Genomic DNA, 15145 nt, shown 5'->3' on the forward strand with positions numbered 1-15145 from the left:
CGACGATGCTCAGGATGTGCGAGTGTCGGGTGGGTTTTCTTACCCGGAAATTGCTGTCTGCCGTTTAACTACTTTAATCGTTTGGATTGATTCGTCTTCAGGACCTTGTACAGGCAAGCCTACTCGTAAATTCTCTTGAATATACGCAATGTTTTCTTCTGTAATTACCTCACCTGGCAAGAAGATTGGAATACCAGGTGGATACACCATAATAAATTCGGAAATGATTCGTCCTGCTGATTCTTTAAGAGGAATAATCTCCGTTTCTGTATAAAAGGCATCCCGTGGAGACAACGAAAGCACCGGGATATTTGGCAAAGTCGTCACAGCAGGTCTCTCAACTGCCTCTGCATGAGAGTACTCAACTGCGAGATCACGCAGTGCATTCACCAGAATCTGAATGGTTTCTTCTGTATCGCCTGCTGTAATGAAGCAGAGGATATTGTACAAATCACTCATTTCGACTTCGATATGATATTTCTCACGAAGCCAGTTCTCCACTTCCCAACCGGTGACACCTAAATCTTTCACGTGAATCAGGAGTTTGGTTTTATCCATTGCATAGGTCGCCGGTTTACCGAGAATTTCCTCACCAACACAGTATAGTCGAGGGATCTGGTTGATCTCATTACGAGCCTTGATTGCCAGATCAATCGCTTGTTGTGCCAGCATATGTCCGTTCATGGCAAGGTGTTGACGAGCCATATCCAAGGAAGCAAGCAGGATATAGGAAGTCGAGGTAGTCGTCAGCATACTGAGCACTGTTTTTACACGATTGACATCAACCAGGCCCTCTCGAACATTGAGGATCGAGCTTTGTGTAAGTGAGCCGCCTAGCTTGTGCACACTCGTTGCAGCCATATCTGCGCCAGCTTGCATAGCTGAGATCGGCATTTCTTCATGAAAGTGAATGTGTACGCCGTGTGCCTCATCGACAAGTACAGGTACCTGATAGTTATGTGCAATGCGAACGATTTCCCTGAGGTCGCCAGCAAATCCGAAATAGGTTGGATTGATAACCAGCAGCGCAGATGCATCAGGGTGTGCCTCCAGCGCTTTCTGTACCGCTTTGGTTGTAATGCCGTGAGCAATTCCCAATCGTTCATCCATCATGGGGTGAATAAAGATCGGAATCGCACCAGAGAAGATGATCGCAGACATAATCGATTTGTGAACGTTTCGGGGGACAATAATTTTATCTCCCGGATTGCAGGTAGCCATAATCATTGCCATGATGGCACCACTAGTTCCTTGGACGCTAAAGAATGTATGGTCAGCCCCGAACGCTTCGGCAGCCAAATCTTGTGCTTCTTTGATCATTGCTTTGGGATGATGCAAATCATCCAGCGGAGCGATATTGATTAAATCAATAGAGAGGGCGTTTTCCCCAATAAATTCGCGGAATACGGGGTTCATACCCGTCCCTTTCTTGTGCCCAGGAATATGAAATTGAATGGGATTTTTCTTGGCATGTTCGACTAATCCGCTGAACAAGGGGGTTTTAGCTTGTCTCAATTGTTATCGCCTCGCTTTTTATAGAAATTATTAAGCATTCTTATGCATTGAAACTGCAAAAAAAAACAACAAAATTGAGTATAGCAAAAAGGGGGGGGAAAGCAAGAATTTTTTTAGAAGATATTCAAAATATCTTATGTGGAAATTCTGCATCTTATCTAGTTTCTTTCACTTTGGCAGGAGTTAGACAAGAGAAACGAGAAAAAGGAAAGAAAAGGAGGGTGTTAGTGCATGAAAACTCGAGTAACAGAACTCTTATCTATTCGTTATCCTGTTGTCCAGGGTGGTCTTGCCTATCTAGCATATGCAGAACTAGCCGCAGCGGTTTCTATCGCTGGAGGTTTGGGGCAAATTACCGCCATGTCGCTTCCTTCCCCTGAAGCTCTACGTGAGGAAATTCGAAAGGTAAAGACGATGACTGATAAACCATTCGGTGTCAATTATGCAATTGGTCAGCACAATCGCCCCTATGAACACATGCTTGATGTAGCGATCGAAGAGGGCGTAAAAGTGGTCTCCATCACGGGTGGCAATCCTGAGCCTTTGATTCGGCGATTGGATGGACACGACATCAAGAAATTGGTACTGGTGGCAGCGGTCAGACAGGCACAGAAGGCTGAGGCAATCGGAGCAGATGCGGTAATGGCAGTTGGACAAGAAGGGGGAGGACATCTGGGACGAGATGATCTGGGGACAATGGTTCTAATTCCTCGTGTTGTCGAGTCTGTAAGTATCCCTGTACTGGCAAGCGGCGGAATAGGCGATGGCAGAGGAATTATGGCAGCGCTTGCATTAGGGGCAGAAGGGGTAGAAATGGGAACCCGCTTTATTGCAACACAGGAATGTGTCCATGCACATTCTGCTTACAAAGAGGCACTATTAAAAGGATCAGAACACGACACAGCCGTAATCAAGCGGACACTTGGCGCTCCTGCCCGAGTGGTCAAGACTGCGGGATCGGAGACGATTCTTGGCCTTGAATCACAAGGATATGGTTACGAACAGTTAAAGGAATACATATCCGGTGAACGAAATCGTTCGTTTATTTATGAAGGGGACGATCAAAAAGGCTTTGGATGGGCAGGTCAGGTGATTGGCCTGATTCATGACGTGCCAACTGTTCAGGAGTTATTTGCACGCATGTTCCATCAGGCTGACGAGATTACCAACCGTCTTTCCACAATCATGAAAGGGTAGGTAAAGAGAAACCCCGCCCGACAAGGCAATTGTAAGCAATTGTCGGGCGAGATTTTTTAAAAAATGGACCTGTTCTCGTGCATATATATAAATTTACATCTATGTTTACATCTGACAATCAACCTTACACTCGAACGGAAGGCTTGCACAAAAGATATAACTTGCTGAGTATTTCCAATGTTTCTTCCAAACGTGCCATTAATTTCTCGCCGTCAGTAAGGACCGGATCATGGCGATCAATGGTAATGCCACAAAGCAACTCTGCTTTCTTGACCGTTTGCAGTCGATGGATGTACTGTTCGACTCCCTTTTTCCCAAGTTCCGATTGAAGCTTGCTCATAGGGTCTGTGTGATCAGGAGACCAACGGAAGTCATCGGGAATCAGTTTCATAATCTGTTTGAGATTTTTTTGCATGGCCAGGGCAATCTCTTGTTTAAACGGTGATTCGTAAATAACGGCATACCACACAAACAGGTGAGTCTCCCATAGTCCAATTTGAAAATGTGGGTGCTTTTTGTAGCCTCGTTTATCAGCAGCCCAAGCAATCCATGTGTCACTTGGAGGATTCACCGTTCGTCTGGCATGTTTGGCGATATGCGGAAACATTTCCTCTTTGGTCAATACGGAGAGCATCGGAGTCAAACGTTCTGCCAGCACCCCAAAGGTTGGGCGGATATTCGACTTGAGCGCATCCATTCTTGCATCCAATCCATCTATTGTAAATACATCAAAATCAGTTTGACTAAATCCTTTGAAATCGTTCAATTCAGGTCTCCTCCTAGCACTGTCAATAAAAAAGGGCGTTTTTTAAGTCAAGTCTTACGCATTTTTCCCATATGATAACATAACTACAATGACAATAGCAGTTTACAGCAGGAAATATCTCCCGCTGGTTAAAACATCAGAAAAGTTCGATAATATCGAATAAGACAAAATTTTGTCCGAAAAAAGATTAGGCCGCATGAGAATCGGGTAAAGAATAATAAGAAATTAGGTTTGGGGGAATAGCAAAACACTAACTTGAATAATATGATATACCACTCACTCCCGATAATTTCGTCAAATTCGTCAGAGTATTCAGTTAAATGGGAGGGAACAGTATGAAACCGTACAACACACTGGAGTATTGCAATGTAGCCGTGTGGTTCGACAGAACACATCTCAATCAGTTGATGCAATCGCTTGTACAGTCCGGTTTTGACATCGGGTGGAAGGAATCCGTGCAACAGTTTTCTCTGCAAATCATTACGAATTATGACAAATATGTACTGAAGTTTGACAAGAATTCACAAGGGTTCAAGTTAACAGAACTGGATTACGCTGTTCGTGATATGCAGGTAGCCATGGTGTTGTATCAGTTTATCGAGCAAGCAAAAGGCCACGCCATTATCAAGCTGATCAACGAAAATCAAATCGTCGTCAAGAATATCCGCTATGGGGAGGCCGTCAGAATAGTAGAGATAAAAGGAGCTGAGAAAAAAGTGATTTATGAAAAAGCATGCAGTGTAACAATGGACCAGGTAATTGCCGCGTTGAAGCGTCGTGATGCAGAAGAGAGAATTCCGGTGCTTCGTTTGGAATTGGATTATGAACTCTCTACGCTCTATGATGCGATCCAATCAAATGATACGAAGCAGGTGGAAAAATCAAAAGACATGTTGCGTAAACTCCGCCGAGAAATGCTGTTGCTGGAAGTATAACTCAAATTGCCAGATAGGTAGGTTGATCATGGAACTAACTGAATGGAATTCAGAGTAAGAAGCGGTACTCCCTTCGTGGTGGGTTTACCGCTTCTTTGTGTTTTTGGTTCTGTATTTTACTGTTTGCCGGAGAGAAGAACAGGTGGTTCCTGAATTAAGGCAAGTTGCTGATCTAATACATAATCAACGATGAGCTCCTGGTCTTTTGCCTGTATGTCTACGAATTCGAAGTGATACTTGGCCATATCTTCACTGATGGTTTTTTCAACTACTTTGGCATAAGCAGAAACTTGCTGGTGGGCTGGAAGCTGGAACGTCACATGATAAAGCGGAGAATCTACCAGTTCTGTTGTTGTGATGATGAACATCCCTCCGCCGCCAAGATTGATTATCTGTGTTTCGTGAATTTCAGGTTGATCGATGGCCCGAATATCGGCTTGAATCGGAGTCTCCAACGTGATCCTGGCAAACTTCCGGCGCTGTTTCAATTGATTTTGAGCAATGCGGAGTTGTTCTGATACGCAGTAGGCAATTAGTTTTTTCTGGTCGTCTGGGTCAAGGTCTAGGAATCGGACAGAAGTGATCGTCTCATCGCTTGCGAACTCTTTGCGGACGACTTGTCCAACAGCAGTAATCAGTTCGCCCGTTTCCGGCAATGGGAATGAGATTTTGATAATGGAGTCTTTATGTACGAACTCGTCTGTTAGGAATCGCAGACCATTTCCACTCATATCTTTGATTAAGCCTGTTCCCGGCAAGTAATCGTCAGGGTATAGTGGTGTAAAAGAAAGCGAGAAATCACCTTCTGGTTCGATACGAATGAAGTTCCGTTGCTGTCGATGTGACATTTCATAAGGGGGAAGCAATTCGAGACGGATTCCTTTTGTAGAGGTAGTGAATGATTCCAGTTGATTGCATACGAGTGTATAAATGCCGGAATTTTCGATGTAACGGAATTCAGCTTGCACGATTCGTTCCACAGGTATAAGCGACTGCCAAGAAGACAACACTACAATCGAGTTCTGACTGATATGCCCAATTACTGCAGGAGCCGTAATGGGATTTTGATCCTTGATGCGAAGCGTTAACCAGCCTTTTTGTTCAACTGAAAGAAGCTGCAGATACAAAAGGGAAGAATCCGTCATAGAAAATCACCTTTCTCGGACAAAATAACTGCTCCCTTCAGTATAGAACATTTCGAATTTCCTGTGTATTGTAGGTTTTTTGCACGATGATCACTTGGTGTGAATAATCCGTTTGAACTAGAGGGAAGCCAGATGTACAATAGGAAAGACTGATTGAAGTAGAAAGGAAGAATTAACTGTTATGCCATTGTTGATTTCCGTTTTTGCTGAACCATATATTCCGCTCGTGTTGTCTGTTCTTATTCTCCTGTTGTTTTTCATTGTCATTTTGCAAGGGTTGCAGCTTGGCAGGATGAAGAAAAAACAGAACAAGTTTTTCACCGGTGGAAGTGGTCAAAACCTGGAAGAAAGTCTGATTACGATCATTGATCAATTGGAAGAGATAAAAAACAAACAGACTGATCAGCAGTTTTTACTCAATCGGCTCACCCAACGACTGAGTCAATCTGCAGGCAATTTGGCTGTTATTCGGTATAATGCCTTTGGCAATACAGGAAGTGACCTCAGTTTTTCTCTTGCCCTCATTGACGATAATCAGAATGGAGTCGTAATCACCAGTATTTACGGCAGAGAAGAATCTCGTACGTATGCCAAACCGTTGGAAGCGGGTAAATCCATCTACAACCTGTCTGATGAAGAGCATGCAGCGATTAAAAAAGCAAGCCAGACTCCAAGATCGTAAGTCAATGCACAATATTACGTCGTTTTAAGAGAAATCAGGAGAAATCCTGTTAAAAAGTAAGAACTTTTTCGAAAATCAGATACCTCGCTGAAATACCAAGATTTTTCCGAGATTCTCCCGTTTCTAAGGGAGGATTTTTTGTTTATTCTCATGTATAATAATAAATGTAAATGTGTGTAATTATCACAGAAGTAGGTGATCCGCCTTCATTACCAATGTAGAGTTAATACTCATTGGGCAAGGCCAGGTTCTTCAACGTTCGTTTGTTGATACTTAGCTTCCTCACCAGGGAAACGCAGTCGTCGCGATAAGCCGCCTGCACCAGGTTATTTTTGACTTGGAAAACTGGAAGAATTGAGGAGATATTTATGGCACAGCGTTTATCTACGAATTACGCGAACGCCTATTTTACAATGAGCGAACGAGAGTTAAACCAGTTCGTCCAATTGTTTGTAGAAGAGAACATTACTGTACAAGTTAAAGTATGTGATAACGGTGATAGAGATATCGTGATGGCAGACCGGAATGGAGATATTGAACTTCCCTTCAGACGCCAGGGTTCCCGATATTTGTGTGAAAGCTCTTATGTGATCACGGATCTAGGGCTAGCCAATGTTATGCGAAAGGCAATGAAAGCTTTCAAAGGACACGGTGTGGTTCATCGGGTTTATGACGGTTTTACAGTTGTCTATCATTATGACGAAGGCTCCGTTACTCGTATTGAAGAAGTAACTGAAGAAGCGGGCGTTCCCATTTTCGAAGCAGATGTGGAAGTGAACCAACGGACAAAAGAACTGGAAGAAATGTTTAGTAAGATGGGTTCTGAACAGGAAATCCAGCATATTCGAGAAGAAGTTGATCGTTTGTTAGACCTGCGTAATTGGGTGAACCGATCCTATCCTGAGAAGCTTGGTTCAGTTGATGAAAAGCTCGTCACATTTTCAAAAAGACTGTTTGTTTTAGAGGCGTAAAAAGCCTTATATATCAAGGGAAGTGGGCGTTTATTACGCCCATTTTTTTATTTCCAAAAATTAATTTTTAAAAAGGTATTGTCAATTCGCCCGAAGCATGATAATTTTATTCTCGTTGGAAAACAAGATTAGGAACCAGGATTCACTTCAAAGGGTGGATAACACGGGAGAAACCGCCCCCGTTAGTGAATGACGCAGGTCCTAGCGATGTTTTAATATTACACTTGCTAGGAAGGGGGAACCGAAAGATGGAATACTCAACTTTCGGAAGACATGTTGCCGTTGATACTTGGGGAGTACAATTCGACCTATTAAACAACGCAGATTTTTTAAAGCAACAAATGATTGAGGCAGCAGAAGCCTGTGGTGCTACGGTACTAAGTGTTCAGTCCAAACAGTTTTCACCTCAAGGAGCTACTGTACTGGTTCTTCTCTCGGAAAGTCATTTGTCCATCCACACGTATCCTGAGCGCGGTTTTGCTGCGTTGGATTGCTACACCTGTGGTGAAACGGTGGATCCTCAAGTTGCAATTGACTACATGATCTCTGTGTTGAAACCTACTCAGATTCATGCAAAGAAAATTGTACGCGGTATTGGAGAATTACAAGTAGTTGATCCAGAAATCAACGTAAAAGAGTTAGTGAAGAAGTAATTGTTCGTAACTCAAATGATGGAATAGGTAAGGGTGCTCTGTATGAGAGCACCCTTTTTATATTACTAGCTATCTAAATGGTGCGGTTGCCGTTCTTCCCAGATCACGGACCAGTGCCATGAAATCATTACCAGCATTAGCAAGATTAGCGCCCACAGTGTTCGGCCCAGTCGTCATCTCTTTGCCATAACCAGTAATGTTAGACGCAAGCGTACGGATACGTGTCACCATCGTTGCATCAGAAGTAACCCGGATGTGATGATTGGGTGCGATGGCCCGTACCGCGCTGTGGACCTGACGTTCGATCACAGTCTGTTGTGTGGCTGTTGTATTGGATACTCTTGTGTTTATTCCGACGACGACTTCATTGCCACGTACGACAGATGTTGCTCCATCGACACCGGGAACGTTATCGGCAGCCTGAGCAACTTTCTTTGCCAAGTGATGATCAAAGGTTGTGGCTGTATGAGTATTTTGGGTAATGTGTCCAGGTTGTGCAACGCTAGGGGGTGTCACACCAGGTTGTGCCACGCCAGGATGAGTTGCAGGCTTTTGAGAAGTTGCATAGCCAAAACTGCGAATCCCCGTGGTATTGCTTTTTGCAGGAGCAGGGCCGGCTTGATTTTGGGTTCTGGCTGCGTTGTTTGTTCCGCAAGCGACTAACGAAAGGGACAGAAGTAAACATGATATTGAATATACCCATCTTTTCATTCATTCCACCTCCATTCTTATTTTGTGAATGGGGGTGAAAAATACTCAGGAAGTAACCTCCAGTAAACGTCTCGGAACGGCTAACCCATATCCTGACCAGCCTACTTTTTTAACCAAGTGTGTTTCATGTTCGGGCGTTGCGAATGCAGATAACCGAAAGCGGAACGTAAACGGTATTTTGGCAAAGGGCAAACCTTCTGTATAAACATAAGCCTCAGGTGTGTACGCATGGAAGGATGGTTGTGTCTGACCTGCCTGAAGTAGGTGTAGACGTGGCACGTATAAGATTTCTTCCTGGTGATTCATCCACTCCTGATAGAGCCAGATTTTTCCTCGTTTTTTTGTTTCGTACCATTCCCTGGCTTGTGCATTCCCCTGTGAGAGAAGAGCAGCAACTGCATCCGGTGATAAGAGAACCCAGGTAAATGATCTGTTCGAATAATTGGTTGGTAAGGGGTGGACAAGGGCTTTTTGAAGCCATAACGATTCCATATCCAAATAAGATTGTTCCGATTCATTGGGTAAGTGACTGCTTTGGAAGTCTATCCAATAACCTGGAATTTGTAATTTGATTTGCGTCCAGTCCTTTTTGTGTTCCATTTCGGTCGATTGAAAAATGATGTTCTTTATATGAAGGAGCTTGTAGTGGTAGCGATCCATCCAGTCTGGTATTTGCCTGTGGTGGATAATGCAAGCAATTTGTTGATCAAAGTAACAGTGATCAGGTAGAGAACGAGCAGGCTCAGGTAAACTTTTGGCAAAATAGCGTGATGTTCGCCATGCATCCAATGGCAAGCCGTTGGAGGCTAGCTCTTCGAGGGCAAGCTGGTGCTGTGATACGGTACCATCTTCCCATCGCAGGGCAAGGTACGTCATCTGTTTGATTTCAGGTATGGTTGCAGAACCGATGGCAGCAGATTCCGTATGGGAAAGCATAAAGGAGTGCGGCTTCAGCTTGAACAGGGGCTTCGCAATAACATCCGATAAATATTCAGCAAGTATGTTAGGTGTAATCATTCCCTGCTCTTCTCCTTTTGAAATTGATTCAAATGCAGCACAGCATATTGTGGTAGTGAAACAGACCAGTTGGATCGTTCAGCATACTCAATGACATCAGGCCCTAATCCGCCAATCAGTTGGGAGATGAACCCATTTACCTCTCCCATCAGCCAGAAAGTTGAAATCGCCTGCAATTGACCTGATTCAAATTTATACAAATAGTCTGGCAGAATGGCACATGTGGCGCTTTCCTTATCCAACCTGAATGCTTGAACTCCTTGTAGAAAATAGACAGGCTCGTCATCGACAAGTCCTTTCATTTGTATGACCTGAACCAATTGCTGTGGATGAGTAAATGCTGGAACAGGATCATCTGTACACAGAGCTGGGATGTCCAACGCTGCATGATTTCCAAAACAGGCCGTATCTTGTGAAAACAAAGTCTGGTAGAGGGGATCGAAATCCAGATTTGCAAATTCATGCTTTGATAAGGGAATAATATAGCCAAATGGGTGAAAGGGATTATACCCGAGTGTTCCTTCCAACGGTGAAATAGAGAAATTGGTACGATAATGCTGATTTTGGATGGGATGGTTCAACTCGATACGGGCAAACAGAAAGTGAGCTAATATTCTTGAGTCAATGACAAGACAAGACGTTGCATCAAGAGCAGGTTCGACTTTGGGAGGACCGAACGAGATCCATTGTGTTCGTCTGCTTTTTTCTTGCTGAAGCAGTTGATTCATGGACATGATAAGCGGTTCCACCAGATGGCAATCATCAAATTCTGTGCTGTAACCAGCCGTGTAGACGGATCGCCGGTTGCCTTCTTCAAATTGGTGAATGCCTTGCAAACGCTGAATCACAGTAGAATAACTTACTCCGTCAGTTCGCAGCGAATAATGGTATTCTGTTGAAGTCTCCAATGAAGATCGAAGAGAAGAATGTGAAAGTATGCCAGCAGCCTCTCTGTGATGAGCTTCCCACTGAATATAGTGCTGCCGTAAACCAACGTCTGATGTCCCGGATCGGGGAGGCGTGGTAATAGGGGGGATTTTTTGCTGTTGTTCATATTTTTGCAAGTGGTTGATCACAGTTGTCAGTCTTTCGTTTTTTTGCATCGTATGCCTAGCCAGATGGAAGGCGTTCTCTAGTGCGGATTGAGACATCCCTTGACCGAGAGCCTGTCCAATCCGTCCATCCGATGTATGCAGAGAAAGAAAGAAGTACGTAGCAGACATTGTCCGCCGATCAGAAAATGCGCATTGATCCCAGACATACTGATTCGAGTAACGATTTGTTGAATAAAAGGTAGCGAACATGCCAAAAGCATCAGCCAGTTTTATTACTGTATCGGCGAATAATTCAGTCTGCTTGCAAGGTGTGATACTCATCATTTCACCATCACCTAAAAAGATGAATTTATTACGCATTTTACCATTTATTTGAATATTGGACAAACCTTTACATGAAGAAACACACAAAATTTTTATATTGGTACGTTGTTAAGATTACATCTACCTGTTATGATGGAGTGTATGTGAAAAAGAGGAGGAACTTATGAAACGCCCTGATATTCGGAATATAGCAATCATTGCTCACGTAGACCATGGTAAAACCACGTTAGTTGATAAGCTGTTGATTCAATCTGGGACATTCAGAAGCAATCAACAAGTGGAAGATCGCATGATGGATTCCAACGATTTGGAACGTGAGCGTGGGATCACGATTTTGGCGAAAACAACCTCTGTTAAATACAATGAGTACACCATTAACATTCTAGATACTCCTGGGCATGCTGACTTCGGTGGAGAAGTAGAGCGTATCATGAGCATGGTCGATGGGGTTCTTTTAATTGTAGATGCATTTGAAGGCTGTATGCCACAAACTCGTTTCGTACTTCGTAAAGCATTAGAAGCAAAAGTAACGCCAATTGTTGTAGTAAACAAAATTGACCGTGAAAATGCTCGTCCACAAGAAGTAATCAATGAAGTATATGACTTGTTCATTGACCTTGACGCAACGGAAGATCAATTGGATTTCCCAATCGTGTATGCTTCCGGTTTGGCTGGAATTGCCGGTATGGAGCCAGATCAGCTACAAGACGATTTGAAACCACTGTTCGATACGATTATTGAACATTCACCTGCTCCTGAAGCAGATGAGAATGGTCCACTTCAATTGCAAGTGACTATGCTTGATTATAATGACTTCTTGGGCCGTATCGGTATTGGTCGCATTTATCGCGGTACAGTGAATGTGAACGATACGGTAGCATTGATGAAGCGTGACGGGTCCGTGAAACGCATGCGTATCCAGAAGCTTTTCGGTTTCTCTGGTCTGAACCGTGTAGAACAGAAGACAGCAAAAGCCGGAGATATCGTCTGCATTTCAGGATTGGAAGATATTAACGTGGGTGAGACGGTTTGTGATCCAGATCATCTCGACGCTTTGCCACTCCTTAAAATTGATGAGCCTACGCTCCAGATGACTTTCCTTGTAAACAACAGTCCATTCGCTGGACGAGAAGGCAAACACGTAACATCACGTAAATTGCGTGAGCGTCTGTTGTCCGAGTTGGAAACGGATGTGTCGCTGCGAGTGGATGAGACGGATTCACCGGACGCCTTTATCGTATCTGGCCGTGGTGAGCTTCATCTTTCTATCTTAGTAGAAAACATGCGCCGTGAGGGTTACGAGCTTGGTGTATCCAAACCAGAAGTAATCATCCGTGAAATTGACGGCAAGAAAATGGAGCCTGCTGAGCGTCTGATTATTGACGTTCCAGAGGAGTATACGGGTTCTGTTATGGAGACACTCGGTATGCGTAAAGCGGAAATGACGAATATGATCAACAACGGATTTGGTCAAGTACGCCTTGAGTTCATCATTCCTTCTCGTGGATTGATTGGCTATCGTACTGAGTTCTTAACCATTACACGCGGTTATGGTATCCTGAACCATTCCTTTGAGGATTATCGTCCATTGTTCCAGGGAGAAGTAGGCGGACGTCATGCTGGTGTACTGATTTCAAGTGAAACAGGGACAGCAACTTCCTATGGAATGATGTCAGTTGAAGATCGTGGAATCATGTTTATTCAACCAGGCACAGAAGTATATGAAGGCATGATCGTGGGCGAACACAACCGAGATAATGACATCATCGTAAACGTGTGCAAAGAGAAGCATGCAACTAACGTGCGCTCTGCAAATAAAGAAGAGACAGTGAAAATGAAGACACCACGTCTTTTGTCACTGGAAGAAGCTCTTGAATATCTGAATGACGATGAGTTGTGTGAAGTTACTCCACAGTCCGTACGTTTGCGCAAGAAGCATCTGAATAAATCAGACCGTGAACGTTATGCAAAACAAAAACGTTGGGAAGCTCAACCACAAAACTAAACTACCTTAGGGTGGTCAAATTACCGCTTTGGGCAGAATCTGTTCAAGGCGGTTTTTTTAGTTTGGGTCCCCGCCCGACGAAGCTCAGGTCGGTTTTTTTGACAGGTTAGTGGGACAACTGATAAAGTTAAACGTAGTCCTATTTTCAAAGACAAGCTGGAGTGCAAGTATAATGCAAGGGGAGTAGAAACAGAAGATGGAATGGGTTGAAATGGTTTCTAATTATGTATCGACGAACAATCCGCCCAGTAGCTATGATCAGTTGCGTATATGGTTCGATGATATGCGGCTGTTTGTTATTTTTGCCTTGCTAATCATGGTGTATTATGCCGGATTTGCTACCCGGATGCGCATGCCAATTCTCAAGACGGTCTTGTTGTGGATTGCCTTGTTTGTCGGAGCCATTTTGTTTACCATACTGGATGTTATGGGATTACCAGTGAGAGCTGCACTTTTTGTTGCATTGCTAGTTATGCTCCTGGCACGATTGCGGAGAAAAGACATCCAGGAAGAATCGTAGGAGGGGAAATGTTGTGAAACTGGAAGACGTGCTGTTTAACTGGCTGCAAATCAAGGTCGTTGCAGATGCTCGTCCTGATGATCGTTCTGCGGTCGACACCTTTGAATTTTTTGATCAAATCCTGCGTGATGATCATAAAGTAAGTGACATTGTTTTCAACAAAGAGGAAACGATGTATACCCTGCATTATACTGTAGACAATGAACGAAAAATGCAGATATATGATATTGATCGAATTGACCAACTGCTCGAAGCAATCAAGCAAGAACCGAAATTTAATATGGAATAAAAAAACAAAAAGCCGGGGATACAAAGGATAGTATCCTCGGCTTATCGTTTCTGGCTAAAAATCAGCTTTTGCAGCATCAATAGCACCCAAGACGATATGAGCAAGTCCGAAGCCTGCAATGCCCCAGGCAAAAGGATTGTCTGCACGAAAACGATTGTGCTTGCTGCGGAGTAGCCCAAGACCTGTTGCGGTTACGGCAGACCCCAGTACAATTGGAACGATTCCTTTTTTCATTCCGAATCACCTCCGATGATAGTTTGTCCAGTGAATTTACCAGGAGTCAAGGGTATTTCATGAATGTCATCCACTGTTATCCTTTTTCAGTAAATTCGTAGAAAACCTTTTTATTCTTTCAGAAAAAGTGGTAGGATAATTAAAAAAACTTAGGCAATTCAGGAGAAAGGATGAAAACCATGTCTGACCAATCATTATCATCATTCGGCTATGCTTACTTCCAGGGAAAAATTGTTCCATTCGAAGATGCCAAGGTTAGTATTGCTACTCATGCCCTTAACTACGGAACAGGTGTATTTGAGGGGATTCGTGCGTATTGGAACAAAGAGCATGAGCAATTGTACATTCTCAAAGGTCCTGAACACTATGTGCGGATGCTTCAATCATGCAGGATTTTGAAAATTCAAATCAATGAAACGGTCAACGAAATGATGGCGGCTACAAAAGAAATTTTGAACAAATCCGGATATCGTGAAGATGTATACATTCGTCCACTTGCTTATAAAGCAGATCCTGTCATTAAAGTGAAACTGAGTGGGATCCGGGATGACTTCTGTATTTTCACTGTGCCATTGGGTGACTATCTCGATGTAAGCAAAGGTTTACATATCGGTATTTCTCCATGGAGACGCCTTGACGACAATGCTATCCCGACAAGAGCAAAAGCAACGGGGAGCTATATCAATGCTGCCTTGGCTGTAGACGATCTGATCGCCAGCGGCTTCGATGACGGGATCATGTTGACTCCAGACGGCCACGTAGCAGAAGGAACCGCCTCGAACCTGTTCATGGTGCGTGGCGACAAGCTCATTACCTCCCCTGTATCTGATGCGATTCTGGAAGGAATTACCCGCTATACTCTGCTGGAACTGGCAGAGCAGGCTGGTCTAAAGATTGAAATTCGTTCGATTGACAGAACGGAATTGTATATTGCAGATGAGCTGTTCTTGTGCGGAACCGGAGTTCAGCTTGCACCTGTAACAAAAGTTGACCATCGCCCAGTCGGTAACGGAAATCCGGGAGAGACGACGCTCACACTGCAAAAGCTGTACTTTGATGCCGTACGAGGTCATAACCAAGCTTTCCATCACTGGCTTACTCCTGTGTACGAATAAGGAAAAAATCG

Annotated in this window: 16 protein-coding genes; 9 read left to right on the forward strand and 7 right to left on the reverse strand. The window is 43.7% G+C overall.

The window, feature by feature from the left end; translation table 11 throughout:
- Window positions 1-39: 39 nt before the first annotated feature.
- Window positions 40-1515 carry an aminotransferase class I/II-fold pyridoxal phosphate-dependent enzyme gene (locus tag ACPW7N_RS08775; RefSeq protein WP_425650679.1) on the reverse strand — a complete coding sequence of 492 codons (1476 nt, stop codon included), beginning with the start codon at window positions 1513-1515 and terminating at the stop codon, window positions 40-42.
- Window positions 1516-1746: 231 nt separating this feature from the next.
- On the opposite strand from ACPW7N_RS08775, the gene ACPW7N_RS08780 reads away from it, so the two are divergent.
- On the forward strand, window positions 1747-2712 hold the full coding sequence (locus ACPW7N_RS08780; protein WP_425650680.1) for an NAD(P)H-dependent flavin oxidoreductase: 966 nt from the start codon (window positions 1747-1749) through the stop codon (window positions 2710-2712).
- 124 nt (window positions 2713-2836) lie between these two features.
- On the opposite strand, the gene ACPW7N_RS08785 is transcribed toward ACPW7N_RS08780, so the two are convergent.
- Window positions 2837-3478 carry a YktB family protein gene (locus ACPW7N_RS08785; RefSeq protein WP_425650681.1) on the reverse strand — a complete coding sequence of 214 codons (642 nt, stop codon included), beginning with the start codon at window positions 3476-3478 and terminating at the stop codon, window positions 2837-2839.
- 335 nt (window positions 3479-3813) lie between these two features.
- Between ACPW7N_RS08785 and ACPW7N_RS08790 the strand changes: the two genes are divergently transcribed.
- Window positions 3814-4413 carry a hypothetical protein gene (locus tag ACPW7N_RS08790; protein ID WP_425650682.1) on the forward strand — a complete coding sequence of 200 codons (600 nt, stop codon included), beginning with the start codon at window positions 3814-3816 and terminating at the stop codon, window positions 4411-4413.
- A 116-nt stretch (window positions 4414-4529) separates the two neighbouring features.
- On the opposite strand, the gene ACPW7N_RS08795 is transcribed toward ACPW7N_RS08790, so the two are convergent.
- On the reverse strand, window positions 4530-5558 hold the full coding sequence (locus tag ACPW7N_RS08795; protein WP_425650683.1) for a PilZ domain-containing protein: 1029 nt from the start codon (window positions 5556-5558) through the stop codon (window positions 4530-4532).
- A gap of 181 nt (window positions 5559-5739) precedes the next feature.
- On the opposite strand from ACPW7N_RS08795, the gene ACPW7N_RS08800 reads away from it, so the two are divergent.
- The 3 genes from ACPW7N_RS08800 (at window position 5740) to speD (ending at window position 7864) form a co-directional block, all read left to right on the forward strand.
- Complete coding sequence (locus ACPW7N_RS08800) at window positions 5740-6240, forward strand: DUF4446 family protein (protein ID WP_425650684.1); 501 nt, start codon at window positions 5740-5742, stop codon at window positions 6238-6240.
- Window positions 6241-6608: 368 nt separating this feature from the next.
- Window positions 6609-7211, forward strand: coding sequence for a hypothetical protein (locus ACPW7N_RS08805; protein WP_425650685.1), 603 nt, complete (start codon window positions 6609-6611; stop codon window positions 7209-7211).
- Between the two features lie 248 nt (window positions 7212-7459).
- The gene (gene speD, locus ACPW7N_RS08810; protein WP_425650686.1) at window positions 7460-7864 is read left to right on the forward strand and encodes an adenosylmethionine decarboxylase; all 405 of its coding nucleotides are present in this window, start codon (window positions 7460-7462) and stop codon (window positions 7862-7864) included.
- A gap of 69 nt (window positions 7865-7933) precedes the next feature.
- Here speD and ACPW7N_RS08815 read toward each other — a convergent pair whose 3' ends face one another.
- From ACPW7N_RS08815 to ACPW7N_RS08825, 3 genes are read right to left on the reverse strand one after another with little or no spacing between them, the layout of a single operon-like run.
- Window positions 7934-8575: a YhcN/YlaJ family sporulation lipoprotein gene (locus tag ACPW7N_RS08815; RefSeq protein WP_425650687.1), complete on the reverse strand. Its 642-nt coding sequence runs from the start codon at window positions 8573-8575 to the stop codon at window positions 7934-7936.
- Between the two features lie 45 nt (window positions 8576-8620).
- Window positions 8621-9592: a hypothetical protein gene (locus ACPW7N_RS08820; RefSeq protein ID WP_425650688.1), complete on the reverse strand. Its 972-nt coding sequence runs from the start codon at window positions 9590-9592 to the stop codon at window positions 8621-8623.
- Window positions 9589-10971 carry a hypothetical protein gene (locus tag ACPW7N_RS08825; RefSeq protein ID WP_425650689.1) on the reverse strand — a complete coding sequence of 461 codons (1383 nt, stop codon included), beginning with the start codon at window positions 10969-10971 and terminating at the stop codon, window positions 9589-9591. Before ACPW7N_RS08825 ends, ACPW7N_RS08820 begins: the two co-directional genes overlap by 4 nt.
- Window positions 10972-11134: 163 nt before the next feature.
- On the opposite strand from ACPW7N_RS08825, the gene typA reads away from it, so the two are divergent.
- From typA to ACPW7N_RS08840, 3 genes are all read left to right on the forward strand, one after another.
- Window positions 11135-12976, forward strand: a complete 1842-nt coding sequence (gene typA / locus ACPW7N_RS08830) for a translational GTPase TypA (protein ID WP_425650690.1) — start codon at window positions 11135-11137, stop codon at window positions 12974-12976.
- A gap of 196 nt (window positions 12977-13172) precedes the next feature.
- Entirely contained in the window at window positions 13173-13496 is a 324-nt protein-coding gene (locus ACPW7N_RS08835; protein ID WP_425650691.1) for a YlaH-like family protein, read from the forward strand.
- Window positions 13497-13509: 13 nt separating this feature from the next.
- Window positions 13510-13785, forward strand: coding sequence for a hypothetical protein (locus ACPW7N_RS08840; RefSeq protein ID WP_425650692.1), 276 nt, complete (start codon window positions 13510-13512; stop codon window positions 13783-13785).
- Between the two features lie 54 nt (window positions 13786-13839).
- Here the strand turns inward: ACPW7N_RS08840 and ACPW7N_RS08845 are convergent, their stop codons facing one another.
- Complete coding sequence (locus tag ACPW7N_RS08845; protein ID WP_425650693.1) at window positions 13840-14019, reverse strand: hypothetical protein; 180 nt, start codon at window positions 14017-14019, stop codon at window positions 13840-13842.
- A gap of 179 nt (window positions 14020-14198) precedes the next feature.
- Between ACPW7N_RS08845 and ACPW7N_RS08850 the strand changes: the two genes are divergently transcribed.
- Window positions 14199-15134, forward strand: coding sequence for a branched-chain amino acid transaminase (locus ACPW7N_RS08850; protein ID WP_425650694.1), 936 nt, complete (start codon window positions 14199-14201; stop codon window positions 15132-15134).
- The last annotated feature ends 11 nt before the right edge of the window (window positions 15135-15145 follow it).

Source organism: Brevibacillus nigriterrae (assembly GCF_049846925.1).
In the GTDB taxonomy this organism is placed as follows: Bacteria; Bacillota; Bacilli; order Brevibacillales; family Brevibacillaceae; genus Brevibacillus_H.

Coding starts and splice junctions, on each gene's coding strand:
- ACPW7N_RS08780 (WP_425650680.1), top strand. CDS start 1,747: ATGAAAACTCGAGTAACAGAACTCTTATCTATTCGTTATCCTGTTGTC.
- ACPW7N_RS08790 (WP_425650682.1), top strand. CDS start 3,814: ATGAAACCGTACAACACACTGGAGTATTGCAATGTAGCCGTGTGGTTC.
- ACPW7N_RS08795 (WP_425650683.1), bottom strand. CDS start 5,558: ATGACGGATTCTTCCCTTTTGTATCTGCAGCTTCTTTCAGTTGAACAA.
- ACPW7N_RS08800 (WP_425650684.1), top strand. CDS start 5,740: ATGCCATTGTTGATTTCCGTTTTTGCTGAACCATATATTCCGCTCGTG.
- ACPW7N_RS08805 (WP_425650685.1), top strand. CDS start 6,609: ATGGCACAGCGTTTATCTACGAATTACGCGAACGCCTATTTTACAATG.
- speD (WP_425650686.1), top strand. CDS start 7,460: ATGGAATACTCAACTTTCGGAAGACATGTTGCCGTTGATACTTGGGGA.
- ACPW7N_RS08815 (WP_425650687.1), bottom strand. CDS start 8,575: ATGAAAAGATGGGTATATTCAATATCATGTTTACTTCTGTCCCTTTCG.
- ACPW7N_RS08820 (WP_425650688.1), bottom strand. CDS start 9,592: ATGATTACACCTAACATACTTGCTGAATATTTATCGGATGTTATTGCG.
- ACPW7N_RS08825 (WP_425650689.1), bottom strand. CDS start 10,971: ATGATGAGTATCACACCTTGCAAGCAGACTGAATTATTCGCCGATACA.
- typA (WP_425650690.1), top strand. CDS start 11,135: ATGAAACGCCCTGATATTCGGAATATAGCAATCATTGCTCACGTAGAC.
- ACPW7N_RS08835 (WP_425650691.1), top strand. CDS start 13,173: ATGGAATGGGTTGAAATGGTTTCTAATTATGTATCGACGAACAATCCG.
- ACPW7N_RS08845 (WP_425650693.1), bottom strand. CDS start 14,019: ATGAAAAAAGGAATCGTTCCAATTGTACTGGGGTCTGCCGTAACCGCA.
- ACPW7N_RS08850 (WP_425650694.1), top strand. CDS start 14,199: ATGTCTGACCAATCATTATCATCATTCGGCTATGCTTACTTCCAGGGA.